10 protein-coding genes and 1 pseudogene are annotated in these 15,036 nt (G+C 51.8%); 5 read left to right on the top strand and 6 right to left on the bottom strand.

Annotated features, from left to right (window positions below):
* Positions 1 to 201 precede the first annotated feature (201 nt).
* The gene (locus AAC599_RS00055) at positions 202 to 4,317 is read left to right on the top strand and encodes a hypothetical protein (protein ID WP_340148362.1); all 4,116 of its coding nucleotides are present in this window, start codon (positions 202 to 204) and stop codon (positions 4,315 to 4,317) included.
* A gap of 40 nt (positions 4,318 to 4,357) precedes the next feature.
* Here AAC599_RS00055 and AAC599_RS00050 read toward each other — a convergent pair whose 3' ends face one another.
* The 4 genes from AAC599_RS00050 to AAC599_RS00035 form a co-directional block, all read right to left on the bottom strand.
* Entirely contained in the window at positions 4,358 to 5,503 is a 1,146-nt protein-coding gene (locus AAC599_RS00050) for a hypothetical protein (protein ID WP_340148361.1), read from the bottom strand.
* 218 nt (positions 5,504 to 5,721) lie between these two features.
* On the bottom strand, positions 5,722 to 5,970 hold the full coding sequence (locus tag AAC599_RS00045; protein WP_340148360.1) for a helix-turn-helix domain-containing protein: 249 nt from the start codon (positions 5,968 to 5,970) through the stop codon (positions 5,722 to 5,724).
* A gap of 187 nt (positions 5,971 to 6,157) precedes the next feature.
* On the bottom strand, positions 6,158 to 6,958 hold the full coding sequence (locus tag AAC599_RS00040; RefSeq protein WP_340148359.1) for a hypothetical protein: 801 nt from the start codon (positions 6,956 to 6,958) through the stop codon (positions 6,158 to 6,160).
* A 234-nt stretch (positions 6,959 to 7,192) separates the two neighbouring features.
* Entirely contained in the window at positions 7,193 to 7,597 is a 405-nt protein-coding gene (locus AAC599_RS00035) for a helix-turn-helix domain-containing protein (protein ID WP_340148358.1), read from the bottom strand.
* Positions 7,598 to 7,647: 50 nt separating this feature from the next.
* Here AAC599_RS00035 and merF point away from each other — a divergent pair, with 50 nt between their 5' ends.
* Both merF and AAC599_RS00025 read left to right on the top strand, forming a co-directional pair.
* Complete coding sequence (gene merF, locus AAC599_RS00030; RefSeq protein WP_340148357.1) at positions 7,648 to 7,860, top strand: mercury resistance system transport protein MerF; 213 nt, start codon at positions 7,648 to 7,650, stop codon at positions 7,858 to 7,860.
* Positions 7,830 to 8,075, top strand: a complete 246-nt coding sequence (locus tag AAC599_RS00025; RefSeq protein WP_340148356.1) for a GDCCVxC domain-containing (seleno)protein — start codon at positions 7,830 to 7,832, stop codon at positions 8,073 to 8,075. Before merF ends, AAC599_RS00025 begins: the two co-directional genes overlap by 31 nt.
* A 130-nt stretch (positions 8,076 to 8,205) precedes the next feature.
* On the opposite strand, the gene AAC599_RS00020 is transcribed toward AAC599_RS00025, so the two are convergent.
* Positions 8,206 to 9,369 carry a tyrosine-type recombinase/integrase gene (locus AAC599_RS00020; RefSeq protein ID WP_340148355.1) on the bottom strand — a complete coding sequence of 388 codons (1,164 nt, stop codon included), beginning with the start codon at positions 9,367 to 9,369 and terminating at the stop codon, positions 8,206 to 8,208.
* Between the two features lie 292 nt (positions 9,370 to 9,661).
* A pseudogene (locus AAC599_RS00015) lies at positions 9,662 to 10,129 on the bottom strand (recombinase zinc beta ribbon domain-containing protein); the annotation flags it as partial.
* Between the two features lie 257 nt (positions 10,130 to 10,386).
* Between AAC599_RS00015 and AAC599_RS00010 the strand changes: the two are divergent.
* Positions 10,387 to 14,460, top strand: a complete 4,074-nt coding sequence (locus tag AAC599_RS00010; RefSeq protein WP_340148354.1) for a helix-turn-helix domain-containing protein — start codon at positions 10,387 to 10,389, stop codon at positions 14,458 to 14,460.
* Between the two features lie 245 nt (positions 14,461 to 14,705).
* On the top strand, positions 14,706 to 15,029 hold the full coding sequence (locus AAC599_RS00005; RefSeq protein ID WP_340148353.1) for an AAA family ATPase: 324 nt from the start codon (positions 14,706 to 14,708) through the stop codon (positions 15,027 to 15,029).
* The last annotated feature ends 7 nt before the right edge of the window (positions 15,030 to 15,036 follow it).

The raw sequence follows: 15,036 nt of genomic DNA, 5'->3' as shown, positions 1-15,036 counted from the left end.
AACCCATCTAACTCAACAGGTTAGGTGGGTTTTTGCGTTAACAACCCCATCCATCAAATCAAATCTGGAAGCAATACGGAAGCGTGCGAATTGAATAGAATTCAGTCGAAGGAAAATCAGTTGTAAAAACGCTAGATTGAAAAATCCACCAGAACTATGGTGAACAAGAAAATTGATACTAGAAAAAACGATGGGGTTAGAGTGGCGGATTCGATTGCAGGGCAGGGAAGCTTATTTTCGTCAGATTTCCTCACAGAATCAATAGTATCTGTCGATGAATGGCAGTCATTATCAAATGCCGAAATTAAAAATTTCGAAAAACTCCTCAAAGCTATATTTGATAGCTTTCCAATAGATCAAACTCCAAATGAATCGCAAACGGAAGATGACCTGATCTGGCCTATTCTCGCGGCTCTTGGCTGGACGGATTCGCTTCGCCAGCAAAACCTTTCGCCGAGGGGCCGCGATGACGTTCCTGACGGCCTTTTGTTCGATAGTGTAGAGACGAAGGCCAAGGCGAACGGCTTCCCCGAGGAATGGAAACGTTACGAGTTCGGGCGCGCCGTTGTTGAATCAAAACGCTGGGGGCGACCGCTCGACCGCCGTTCCGGAAAGCGGGGCGAGGAAACTGCCCCGTCGACCCAAATGCTCCGCTATCTTCGGCGTATAGACGATATTACCAGCGGTGCCCTGCGTTGGGGCATTCTGACTAACGGCGCGAAATGGCGGCTCTATTTCTCGGGCGCGCGATCCGTGTCCGAACAGTTTTTCGAGCTTGATATTGCAACTGTCCTTGATCTACCGGGTCACAATGAAGGACTGTTTGCCCTGAGTGATGAGGACCGTCGCCACTGGCTGACGGTCTTTTACCTGATTTTCCGGCGGGACGCCTTCGTTCCCTCCGGCACGGACCGACGCACATTCCACGAAAAAGCTCTTGAGGAAGGCAAGTTCTATGAAGAACGGGTGGCTGAAGACCTTTCAAAGAAGGTATTCGGAGAAGTCTTCCCCGATCTGGTCCGCGCGATTGCTAAGGCAGCCCCGGACGCCGACTTGCAGGAGGTGCGAGAGGCCGCGCTGATCCTGCTCTATCGCCTTCTCTTTATCCTCTATGCTGAGGACCGCGACCTTTTGCCGGTCCGTGACACGCGATATGATGACTATGGCCTGCGCAACAAGGTGCGGCTCGACGTGAAAGTGCGTAAGGACCGCGACGATACCTTCTCCGACACCGCCGCGCGTTACTGGACCGCAATGGTCGATCTATTCATGGCAATTGATCAGGGGGATGCATCCATTGGCCTGCCGCCATACAATGGCGGGCTGTTTGATCAGGAGCAACATCCGATCCTGACGAACATCCGCATCCCTGATTCCGTTATGGCTCGCGTAATTGATGCCATGTCGTTTGAGCGAACGCCCGACGGCCGCAAATATATCAATTACCGCAATCTGTCGGTCCAGCAGCTCGGCTCGATCTACGAGCGCCTTTTGGAATACGAGGTAACGCGGGACGTGGGCGAGGTCACGGTGAGCCCCAACATATTTGCGCGCAAGGGATCGGGCAGCTACTACACCCCGGATGATCTGGTGCAGCTTATCTTGAAAGAGACTCTCGAACCGCTGGTCGAGGAGCGTAAACGTGTGTTCCTGGACAAGATCGAAGAACTGACAAAAAGTACCCTTCCCGATCATCGGAAGATGGGTTTGCTAAAAACCATCGACCCGGCCACCAAGTTGCTGGAACTCAAAATATGCGATCCAGCCATGGGGTCAGGCCACTTTCTTGTCAGCCTTGTGGACTTCATGGCCGATCAGGTGATCACGGCGATGGCCGAGGCAGAATTGGAAGTGCCGGTCGAATGGGGTGACTACATCTCGCCTTTGGGCGAGCGGATTGATACAATCCGCAATACGATTTTAGCCAATGCCGACGCGCGCAGCTGGACGATTGAAGAAGAACAGCTCGACGACCGGCATATCATTCGCCGAATGGTCCTCAAGCGGTGTATCTATGGCGTGGACAAGAACGCCATGGCGGTCGAATTGGCTAAAGTGGCGCTGTGGCTGCACACCTTCACCGTTGGCGCGCCGCTGTCCTTTCTTGACCATCACCTTCGTTGCGGCGATAGCCTGTTCGGCTCATGGGTAAAAAAGGGTATCGACAAGGCCGCGACCTACGGCACGCCGCTGTTGCTACACGAGCCGATGAAGCGCGCCCTTCGCGCGGCTTCCAAGATGCAGATTGTCGAAGGGCTGACTGACGCCGAAATCGCCGAGGCGCACCGGTCGGCGGACGTCTTCGCCGAGATTGAGGAAATGACCGCGTCGCTCGACGCGTTGTTGTCATTCATCCATGCGCTCGACTGGCTCGATATCAAGGACAAAGACCAAAAGACATCTCTGATCAGCTTCTTTGACGGCGAGTTTGGTGATCCAATCGAGATCGTGATGGGCAAACGAAAGCTGGCTCGCCCAAAGGCGATATCAGCCGAAGAAGGCATGAAAGGAAAAATGCTCGCAGCGGAGAAATTCGATCACTTTTCAGGAATTTTCGGACAAGCGGAAGTACTCATTCACGAAGAGAACTTCATGAATTGGCAGGTGACATTTCCGGGCATTTGGTCTGATTGGGAAAGGGAGACACTGACCGGCGGCTTCGACGCGGTAATTGGTAACCCTCCATGGGACCGGATGAAGCTGCAACAGGTTGAATGGTTCGCCGAACGCAGGCCCGGGATCGCCATGGCACCGCGCGCTGCCGACCGGAAAAAGATGATCACGGCATTGGAGAAGGCCGATGATCCCTTGGCGCAGGATTATGCCAAGGCATCCGAGCGGGCCGAGGCAGGCACGCGGATGGCGCGCAAGGGAGGGGATTACCCCCTGTTGTCGGGTGGCGATATAAACCTTTATTCGCTCTTTGTCGAGCGGGCGATGACGATTGTGCAACTTCAAGGACTGATAGGCCTGATCGTCCCGTCCGGTATAGCCTCGGACAAGACCGCCGCCGACTTTTTTAAGGGCGTCGCGACCGAGGGTCGGTTGAAGGCGCTCTACGATTTTGAGAACAGGAAGGTGTTTTTTCCACACGTTCACGCGTCATTCAAATTCTGCACCTTTGTAGCTAGCCCGTCCCCCACCGATTATGAGGCCAAATGTGCGTTTTATCTCCATGACGTCTCGGAACTTGCCGATCCGGAAATATGTTTCACCCTTAGTGCCGCGGATTTCGCGCGTGTAAACCCTAATACCGGCACAGCTCCGATTTTCCGGTCAAAGCGGGACGCGGACCTCACTAGCATGATTTACGGTAACGCCGTCCCCTTGGTGGATCGATCCTCCGACGAAGCCGTAAAGGCATGGCCGGTGAAATACATGACCATGTTCCACATGACCAACGACTCTGGCCTGTTCCGCACCAAGCAGGAGCTTGAGGAACAGGAAGGAGCTTGGCCCGTCGGCGGGAACCGATATGAAAGTGCGGGCGGGCCTTGGGTGCCACTCTACGAAGGCAAGATGGTGCAAGCCTATGATCATCGCGCCGCGAATGTCGTGGTGAATAAAGAAAACCAGCATCGCCCCGCACAGCCTTTTCCCGCGACTAAGGAGCAGCATCAAGACCCGAATTGGCTGCCCGATCCACAGTATTGGGTTTCAGAAGAAAAATGCGACTGGACAGATCAAGGATGGGTTCTTGGTTTCAAGGAAATCACTGCACCGACGAATGTCAGAACTATGATATCCACGTTGTTTCCAACCGTTGGATTTGGGAATAAGGTCCCGTTGCTGATACCAGCAACGGAGGAACGGGCGGAATGGCTATTGTGTGCCAACATGAATGCTGTTCCGTTTGACTTCGCGACACGACAGAAAGTTCAAGGGCAAACTCTTAATCTTTTCATCGTCGAACAACTCCCTGTCATCCCGCCGGCGCGGTTCGAGACCGCCCGGTTCGGCCTCAAAACCGCCGCGCAGATCGTACGCGAGGCGGTTCTGGAACTGACCTACACTGCGCATGACATGGCCCCACTCGCCAAAGATATGGGATATGTGGATGAAGCCGGGGAGGTTTTACCGCCCTTTGCTTGGAATGAAGAACGGCGCCTGACCCTTCGCGCCAAGCTCGACGCGGTTTTCTTCCACCTCTACGGGATCACCCACCGTGACGACGTTCGCTATATCTATTCGACCTTCCCCATCGTCGAACGGCAGGAGAAGGCCGCCTATGGCGGTGTGTACCGGTCCTGCGAGCTTTGTCTTGCCTATATGAACGCTTTGGCGGCCGGAAATCCGGACACTGAAATTGCGCTTTAATAGAGTGGGAGTTCGTGAAGAGCGTTGTGAAAGACGCCTGCTAGGCAGTTATGAAAACATACCGCCGCTCTGCCTTTTCGAGCTTGGAATAAAAATAGTCCGTATCCCGGCACAGACTTTCATGCACCAGCTTTTGAACAGTTTCGGGAAGGGTTTCCGGGGACGCTGCTTGCCGGTCCTCCATTATGGCCGCATATGAGGCGGAGAGACCCGTTATTTGCCGTCCCAGCATTTCGGCATGTTCATGGCGGATTATCTCTTTCACGGCGCTTGGGGAGGCGTTGCAAGCCATTTCGAACAGGTCGGATTGCATTTCCTGTTTAACCCGACGCCAGAGTGGATCAATGGACCAGCGAGCGCGGTTTGTATCCCCGGACGGGATGCAGTAGCGGAGGGCGGATAATGTCTCCTGCATCAGATCGCCAAGCTTGTCGTCAAGATCGCCCCATTTGCGGATATCCCACCGATCTTTAAGAAGCCGTTTGCCAGCCCGGCATTCAACCCGCCAGACTTGGGCGACGTCCCTGTCTTGCGGGTCAAGCGGCGGGAGGCCTTCCGCTTTTAGATTTGCGTTCCAGATTTCCCACCATTCCGCTTTTCGCTTGGCGATAACGTCTGCGCGCTTGTCATAGACATTAATCTGCCGCCCCGGCATCTTGCCGATGCGCACGCCCGTCACGCGGCCCGAGCGGCCATGAGCTTCCATTTCATGATTATCAACCCGGCTGCAATTGGAATGCATGACAAAATGTTCCGGAAAAAGCTGAAAACCGGGTGCTAGAAAATCGAGGCAGTAATCGATGCGACCAATGCTTTCCGCGCCGCTCGCATAGGGCGCGCCAATCGCTTCCATAAAGGCGAACAACCGCGCCCGGACGCCGCCCAGACCATAAAGGGCAAGCGAAAGGGACTTAACCGAAACCCGGATGCCCCACTGGTCACGGGGATTGGGTTTCCTGAAGAACCAAGTTTCCCCGTCCGGGCCGGTATCCACCCGGTAAGTATAGCCGCCTTGCCCGCCGCTTTCGGCGACATGCATCAAGGCCCCGTTATATTCCAGCAATGTCTCTCCATGGGATACTGCGGCCTCCTCCTTCGACGCTTCCAGCAAGGTCGCCAGTTCTTCCGGAATGTGTGATTGAAAGGCGATATCCAATCCGTCAAAGCCTTTATGAATCAATTTCATTTTCTATTACTCCTTATTACTTCCGTGTATTTCTGGAGGGGGGTGTTACAAGACCCCCCCTTAACGGAATTGTTCCGTTGGTTTGTGTTCAGTAGTTTGTTTGTTGGCGCGCTCCGCGCCGGGGAAGCTTTTAGGGGTTTTGAGGGCGGGGCGAAGGGGTGCCGCTTGCGCCACAGCCCCTCACAGCCTCAAATTACCAAGTCTGCGGATAAAGCGGGTTAGCTCCCGGCAAACTGTGACGTGTTGGCGACCAGCAAAGACTCTGCCCAGGAAATGAGATCGCGGCGGCGGTAGCGGATGGAACGGGAGGAGACTTTGACAAAATCCGGGCCGCCCCCGCGTACCCGCCAGTTCTGCAAGGCGCGAACGGTATAGCCAAGAAACTTCGCGGCTTCGGTTTCATTGATCAGGCTGTCGTAATAGGCCGGATTTTCGGGACGATCATTCGAGATAGTATTAACGTTCATGGTATCAAATCCTTCGTACAAGTTATCGAATGACCTGAATATCGCTAACGCCGTCTTTTGATAAAACTCCCCACCTGTTTTAAATAAACCCTAGGCTTTGACCCTTGGGTTTAATCGTTCTTAAAAACAAAGAGTTGAGATTCAAAGAAATTAAACCCCAGACTATAAAAAGGTAAAAGTCGGAGGTTTAATTTCTTAACCGTCCCTGTTTCTTCCAACGAGCAGGCGCATGATCTTTCCAGACGTCATCGAACATATTGCGAGTGAGATCAGGAATTTCGGTATTCATTGCCTGCCAGCAATCATCCTTTTTTATTCTCTCATGTGTTTCCGTTTGCTTCGTAATAAGCCGGATGGCCTGTTCCTTTATTGTCAGGATTTCCGGCTCACTTTCAACAAGAGGTTGAAGCGTTATCAGCCATTGCTCAAAGGATGTTTTCGAAACGAAGACAGGCGCATCCCCGCGCGTGCTGTATTCGGGCGGTGCGGTCGCAAGGGAAAGAGATACGGAAGTTTCAAAACTCTCATAGCCGCACCAGAGCTTCCAGTCGATGATCTGGTCCAGCCCGAATAGCGCCTTTATCTTTTTATCGGCGAACCCGGCATAGAGGGTTTCGCGCACCCGCTGTCCGCGCTGATATTGCTCATAATCGGCAATCAGGGTTTCCCGATAGGAGGGCAGGGCGCTTTTCCGATTTAGAAGCTCCTGCTCCTGACTTTGAAGTTCGAACAGCCGCTGATCAATCTGCTGTTTCTCCGGTCCCGCTTCCAACCTGCCGCCCTTCTGAAAGAGCGCCGTCTTCTCAAGCCCTATCGTATCGAGCTGGTCATCCAGTTCGTTATGCCGGGTTTTCAGAAAGTCCGGATCATCGGACGGCGAAGCGAAAGCCTCCATGCCCGTCCAATCGTTTCGATACAAATGACGCCCGAGCCGATCGAATGCCTGCAAGAGGAAATAATGGTTGTCGAGATCGAATTTGAGCGGCATGGGATTAAACCCTTCTGGATAAACAACGTAATTGAGAGGGAATAACCCATAAGGGAAAGAGACGGAAAAATAAACCACTGGCGCATACCGGCGTATCAATTCCCTTACGGGATAATGTGAGACGTTCCCATACGGGTTTGAGTCAAGGAGCGCATAGATTGGGAGATAATTCTTTGGAAACGGTTTGTATCGTATCGTTACGTAGAGGTGCATCTATCTATTTCATGGGCATGATCAGGCATTCTCGTAAAGAATATCGATAACCGGGCAGTCCGTCGCGGTTCCGCCTGCGCATTTATCGGCGGCGCTTTCAAGCACGGAGCGCAACCGGGTCAATTCTTCAATCTTCCTGTTGATTTCTTTCAAATGCCTGACGGTGATGGATTGCAATTGCTCACAGCTATTGTTGTCATCCATCAAGGATAAGAGCTGGCGTATTTCGCTGATTGAAAACCCGAGTGCCCGTGACCGCATGACAAAGGCCAGCTGCCTCAAATGATCACGCGAATAACTCCGATGCCCGCCATTGCTTCGCGGCGGCTCCGGGATCAGACCAATACGTTCGTAATATCGTATCGTTTCGATATTGCAGCCGGTTTCCCGGGACAGAGCGCCGATGCCAAAGTTTTTTATGCTCATTGTCAGAATTCCCTTGTACCTGTAGCGACTACAGATTGTAGCATACGGGGATGCAAGACAGGAACCTGCTTAAAATCGGGATGGTCGGGACGGTAATAACGGCGCTCTGTTGCTTTACGCCGCTGCTCGTTATCCTTGTCAGCGCCGTTGGCCTTTCGGCAATTTTGGGAGTGCTGGACATTGTGTTGCTGCCCGCGCTCGCGATATTTATAGGAATTACGGGTTACGCCCTATGGAAAATCAAGCACAAAACATCGAATTGACCTCGACCCTTACCTGTCCGGAATGCGGGCACAGCGAAGCGGAAACCATGCCGACGGATGCCTGTCAGTGGTTTTATGAATGCAAGGGCTGCGGCCTTCTTCTGAAGCCCAAGGCAGGGGATTGCTGTGTCTATTGCTCCTATGGAACGGTTCCTTGCCCGCCGATACAACAGGGCGGCAATTGTTGCGGAGTTGATGGGGGCGACGCGGATTAAAGCTGACGTTCAGTCCGGCCATTGGGCACCGGCTTAATTTCTGCCAAAGCAGTTATTGGGAAAATCATTTTCCCTATACGTTACGATACGTATCTTTTCGATTCCGAACCATACCAATCAATACGAGGAATTATGCGATTGCGCCGCCCTTCAACAACCTCGCCAGCTCGCTCGATACGCGTTCGGCGGCATTCTGCATGGGATCATCGGCGAGATGGGCATAGCGGGCGGTGGTCTGCACTTGGCTATGCCCCAGCAGCTTGCCAATCATCGGAAGGCTCTCGCCCGTGCCAACGGCTGTTGACGCAAAGGAATGGCGAAGGTCATGAAGGCGTACATCTTCCAGTCCTGCCGCCTTACGTATTCGCCGCCATGGCTTCTGCATATCGGTGATATGAGAGCTGGGGAGTTTGCCGGTGATGACATAGGGATTGTCTTCGATACGTTCTATCTCCGATAACGCCACCAAGGCCGCCGGGCCGAGATAAACCCGTTTCGCGCCGGTCTTTGATACCGGCAGGAAAGCGGAACTGCCCTTGATGAATTCCCATTTGAGGGTCTGTATCTCGCCAAGGCGGCAGCCGGTCAAAATCAGCAGGCGAATGCAGTTAATCGCCGATTGTGATTCAATGCCTTCCTTTTCCAGATCAATCAGCGTCTGGCCCAGCCGGGAAAGCTCTTCGCCGCTCAAGTACCGCTCGCGCTTCTTCTCTTCATATTTCTTGACATGGCGGCAGGGGTTGGAGTTATCGGGACGGAAGCCCCAGACTTCCGCCTGATTGAACATGACAGAGAGAACGCCCAAGGTTCGGTTCGCCTGATAGGGCGTGTCCCGGTGCTTGTGATGCAGATCGGCGATATCGCTTCGCTGTACGTCCTCCACCTGCACCACGCCGAAGGCGGGCTTGATGAAAAGGTCCATGCAGCGCCGGTATTCCTTCGCCGTGCTTTCCCGGCAGTGAGACGGCACATAATCCGACATAAAGCGCTCGCAAAGTTCCGACACCAGAGCCGCCCCGCGCTTGCGCTTGGCCTCCTCGGCAGGGTTTGCCCCATGGGCGACGCCTCCCAGCAGCTCACGGGCCTTGTCCTTGGCTTTCTCGGCGGTTACCGTCCCGTATCGCCCCAGCCCCTTCCGCCGGGTGCGCCCGCCGCCGTCCCGGTACTGAATGAGGAATGTCTTGCGCCCGGAGGGCAGCACCCGCAAGCCGTAACCGGGCAGGGTTTCATCCCAGACGAAATAGTCTTTTTCTTTCGCTAAAAGGCCGTCAATGTTACGCTTGTTCAGTCTCATATTCGCTTCCATCCTTCAATATGGAAGCATAATGGAAGCAAGTGACAGCGAAAATCAAGATATTTGTGAGAAGGCAAGAGTAGCGATTACATAGAATATCATAATTATAACAACGATATATGTCTAACTATGCGACTATATGTTAATCCGTGATAACCTTGAAAAACTAACTCATAACCTGAAGGTCGTAGGTTCAAATCCTACCCCGCAACCAACGTCTGTCTATCATGTTGCTGAGAACTACAAGGAGTTTTCAGCAACATGATAGACAGACGCCGGCTCTTCCTCATGACTAATTTCTTTGATCTCTTAACAGTTTACCGCGCTTGTTTGGACGTATATTCACATCAGGGTAGTCGCTATGCGTCTTCACGATCTTCTCATCCAGTCTTTTCTCTTCCTCTTCCAGTTTATCCGGTTGCTCAAGTAGTGAATTGGAGCCGGGACCTTTACTTAGATTAATCAAGGTTGCTTCGATGTCGCGCCTAACCTTTTTTAGGCTGCGCTTGGTTTGTGCCTGTTCCGCCGTTTGATAGGCGTATTGTGTCTCGAGGGCTTTATTCCCGTCCTGAATGAAATGATCCACATATTGAACATCAGACATAATCTTCATCAGGTTTGAAAGGACACGTTTTGTCATCTCCTTGCGGTCGATATGGGTTTCATTTGAGCAAATCCCTTTTTTGCAGTGGTTGCTGCAGCCATAGGTATCTGTCTGGACGATGGTAAGGGCTTCACCGCATTCTCCACATAGCATAACACCACTGAGAAGGTGCTTCTGGCGATGTTATCGGCTTAACTTGCGTCCGGCGATTTTACCTTTATTGGGCAGGTTGCTGTCTGACGTTCATTAACCCGGTTCCTTAGGTCCTGATCAATAATCCGCAAATGAGGAAACTCTTTCCTTTGCGTCGGGTTCGGTTCACGACAGCTCGCCCCGCTGGCTTATGCGCAAATATTGACATGTGTAGCGTTACACGATACACATATCAATCTCTATTACATCTGGAGGAAGCCATGTCGAGCAATGACGAGAAGCGCGAACACATCGGAACGCATATTCGAGATAAGATCCTGAAAGGTATGAAGGTAACGCAAGCTGCCAAGTTGTTAGGAGTTGGGAGACCTGCGTTGTCGAACCTCTTGAATGGAAATTCCAGTCTGTCGAGCGATATGGCGGCAAAAATTGAGAAGGCCTTTGGTGAAAGTGCCAGTGATTTGCTGTCTAAGCAAAGTGCATTGGAGGCTGGAAACAGTGTTGCAGCCGTCAATTCGACAGCCATTCGATCTTTTGTGCCGCCATTCGCAGCGCCCAAAGCGAATGAGATTGAGCAATGGTCTGAAAGCCTATCATCGCGCGCTACTTTGGCAGCTTTTCTTAGGATATTGATTCATTCGACTTGCTCCCCTTTAGAGCGGATCGACGTCCCTGCGCACGACGATTCTCAACGCCCAGGATGGGATGGAGAAGTGGAGACATCTGGCGGAAATCCTTGGGTGCCTGTTGGCCTTTCGGGTTGGGAATTTGGCGTCAACAAAGAAGTAAAGACGAAGGCGGACGATGACTTTGATAAAAGCGTTAAAGCCACGCCAAACGCCGAGCGCCCTAACAGAACCTTTGTGTTCGTTACGCCCCGCCGCTGGCGTGACAAGGTCAAATGGGTAAAGGACCAGAAAAGCAAAAATATCTGGAAAGACGTGATCGTGTGGGATTCCAGCGATTTGGAGCAATGGGTTGAACAGTCTATCCCCGCTCAAGTCTGGTTTAGAAATGAACTCGGCAAAGAGCACCGCGGAACACTCTCGTTGGAGCGCTGCTGGACAAGATGGAACGCTGACTGTGATCCAGCATTTACGATCAACATATTTGACGAAGCCGAGTTGATAGCGGGCAAGAAGCTTTTGTCCCATCTGGAAAAATCAGAGACTACACTGCGCATAGCCGCTGACTCAACGCTCGAAGGCTTGGCCTTCATTTACTCCATGCTGAGTTCTGGCGACCAAAAGCTGCTCTCTCTCAGAGACCGCATCGTGATCTTTACAGAAAAGGGACCGCTTACAGAACTTGCCAACAAGTCTGCGCGCTTCATCCCAGTAGTTGTAAATCGCGAAACCGAAGTGGAGCTATCAGAGACGGGCGTAAGGTTAGGCGGTATCTCGATAGTCCCGCGTACAATGGTTCAAGCCGAAACGGACATTACGCTTGATACCTTGAGCTGGAAGGCCTTCCATAACGCACTGGAAACCATGGGACTGGGCCGGGAAGCCATTGATCGTTATGCAGATGAATCTGGCCGGTCACTCACCGTACTTCGCAGACGGCTCGCCAAGAACTTGGCAATCAAATCTCCAGACTGGAGTCAGGACGCAGCGCTCGCTCGCTCGGTTTTTCCTTTCATGCTTGCGGGCGCGTGGAAAAATGACAATGACGATGATCGCATTGTGCTGGAACATCTGTTTGGAGCCGAAGGCTATGAAGACATTGAGCGGAAGTTCGGGGAACTGCTTGGGAAGGATAGTTCTCCTGTTTGGTCGATTGGTTCTTTTCGAGGTGTTGTATCAAAAATTGATGCGCTCTACGCAGTGCACCCTGTAGTGACCGAAGCGGATTTGAAGCGCTTTTTTGAGGCTGCCGACCTGGTTCTCTCCGAGCGGGACCCATCGCTCGATTTGCCGGAAAAAGACCGCTGGGCGGCGAGCATTTACAACAAAACCCGTAAAATCTCAGGGGCTTTGCGTGAAGGGATTGCCGATAGCCTAGTCATACTGGCTATTCATGGTCCTGCACTGTTCAAGAACCGGCTTGGCTTTGATTGTCAGTTGGAAGCCTCAAAGCTTGTACGTAAGCTTTTTGAGAGGATGACTGCCGATACAATTGAGTCTCAATCGGATGAGTTGCAGCGCTATGCAGAGGCGGCTCCCGATGAGTTTTTGGGCATCATCGAACGGGATTTGGAAAAGAACGACCCGACAACAAAGGTACTTATGCGTCCGGTGACGGATGTTGTTTTTTCGAGAAATACCCGCGTCGGCTTGCTGTGGGCGCTTGACTTGCTGGCCTGGTCGCCTAAATATCTGCACCGAGTAATCAATATACTTGCCAAGCTCGTTGAGATGGAACCCGACGATCAAAGCGGCAATACTGCAATGGGAAGCCTCCGCTCGATTTTCCGAAGCTGGATGCCACAAACCGGCGCTGATCTGGACAAACGGATCGCTGCATTCGATCAACTCGTGAAAGACTATCCTGATGTAGCTTGGGCGGTCGGGAAGGATCAATATGACCCCCATTCGCGTATTGGAGAGTACGCTGTCAAGCCCAAATGGAGGGACTATGCCTTCGGCTATGGGGAGGTTGTAACCAATGGACAGAGAGGGAAGTTTGAGAGGCATTGCTTCGACACTGCTTTGAACTGGGCAGCTCTCAACAGAGAGAAACTAGCGGATCTCATAGGCACTCTAGAAATCCTTGATGCGGACTATACCAAGCGTGTGTGGGACCGAGTACTCGATTGGGCGAAGACCGCTTCGGATGAAGACCTTGCCTGGCTGCGGGAGAAAATTCGTGTGGATGTCGGTCGTGAGGCGCGTCGCATGAGTCGAAAAGGTGCATCGAAGCAGGAAGCAGAAGAAAAAATCAGCGAAGCAAAGGACATTTATCTCGAGCTCGAACCGAAAGACTTAATTTGGAAATATGCCTGGCTGTTCAAGAATGCTTGGGTTGAGTGGTCTTGGGACGATATTCGCGAAGACGATCACGATTTTGAAGCGCGTGACAATAGGATTTCGATGCTTAGAGGGGATGCGGTCAAAGAGGTTTTCGATAAGGAAGCCTTTCCTGGGGTCGTGCGACTTGCGCTCTTGGGAAATGCTTCTCACCTAGTTGGCAACAAGATGGCAGAGATTCTCTCCGAGCGCCATGAACAACTCGAATTTATACGTCATGTAATTGCTCGCGAAGATTTCCTGAAGGATAGGGTTCTGCAATACCTTTTGGATGGCTTCTTCTTCTCACTGGGCGCTGAGCCTTGCATAGAGGTAATCGAGGACCTCCGGGCTGAGCTTGCCGAAGAGGAATTGGTTCGTTTGCTGTGCCTGTGCCGATTTGGTGAGAACACCTGGCGTGCCGTCGAGAGGTCTATTCACTCCGTAATTCAAGCTTACTGGCGAGAAGTGCCTGCCAATTGGGCAAGGCAATCTGAGAGAGAGCTTCGATATGCCGTTGCTAAACTTTTAAAGGCCAATCGTGGACTAGCAGCGTTGCAGCTCGTTCACCTCGATTTAAAGAGCATCGAGTCTGACCAATTATGCGCAATTCTGCAAGCAATCCCTGAAAGCGCTGAAGCTGGAAAAGGGGCGTCCAGCCTGGATTCGCATTATATTGAGGAAACGTTCAAGCTGTTGAACGCACGTGGATCTATCCCGCGCGATAAAATGGCTAGCCTTGAGTTTATTTATCTCAAACTTTTCCGTTTCGACAAAGGGAAAATTCCTAACCTGGAAGCTGAGGTGAACGATAATCCGTCCATGTTCTGTGAGGCTATCAGTTTCGCTTACCTTGGCAAAGACGAGCCTAGGGAAACTGAAGTATCTGATGAGCGTGAGCGAGCCGCGAGCAACGCGCACACTTTTCTTGGAGCGCTGTCTTTTGTTCCGGGCGTCGATGATGATGGAAAAGTTGACGCTAAAAAGCTTAAAGCCTGGATATCGGAAGCACGTCGCATCAGCGAAAGAACCGGCCATCGAAGCATGCTTGATTATAAAATCGGGGAACTTCTCGCGCACGCTCCTATGGGTGAGGACGATGCTTGGCCTTGTGAAGCGGTTCGCGAGGCTGTCAACGATCTATACAACTCTGATATGGCGCGCGGTATTACGATTGGGCGATACAATTCTCGAGGAGCGACTTGGCGAGGAGAAGGTGGTGCGCAGGAGCGAGAACTGGCCAATCAATACGAAGCGTGGGCGGTGGCATCCGAGTACGATTATCCAAGGATGGCATCCGTGCTACGCAAAATGGTTGAGAACTATAACCATGAGGCGGAGTGGCAAGATAACGAGGCTATGATCCGTAGACGTATGCGCTTTTAAGGTGCTGCGTTGATCGGTGTTGAATTCTGGATTAGCCTTTAAAAAATGGTCAGGGGCGTGCCGGTTAAGCGGCTAATTTTCTACATGATTGAGCTGCTGTTGCCAAGAGTCGTGTGTCGACACTTACGATTATAGAAGTTGGTAATGCAAAAATAATAATATTGCAAAAAACACTCTATTTGCGATATATTCAGTAAGTACATTAAACCTAAAGGGGGTGGCTTTCACCCACAAATGAGGTGCCATTGCAATTAATTGAAGAAATAGAGATTTCCTATTTTAGAAGTTTCTATAAATTCAAATTTCGCCACTTAAAAGATCTAAATATCATATTTGGGAAAAACGACTCAGGTAAGTCGAATGTGGTGAGGGCGCTTAACCTATTTTTTTCTGGGCAGCCTGAGCATGCTCAACCTTTTGAATTTCCAATTGACTTTTGTGAGCGGCGTTTAATCGAATCCGAAGAGTCAGACGGCATAAGAAAGTTTTTGTATGTCAAAGTGACGTTTAATACACCCGCTGGTGCTGTCAGAGGAAAACTGCTTGATGGGGATTTGCTCGTCGACTAGCCTCCGA

This window comes from uncultured Sneathiella sp. (genome assembly GCF_963976355.1).
GTDB lineage: Bacteria > Pseudomonadota > Alphaproteobacteria > Sneathiellales > Sneathiellaceae > Sneathiella.
This window is presented reverse-complemented; position numbering and strand designations above follow the sequence as displayed.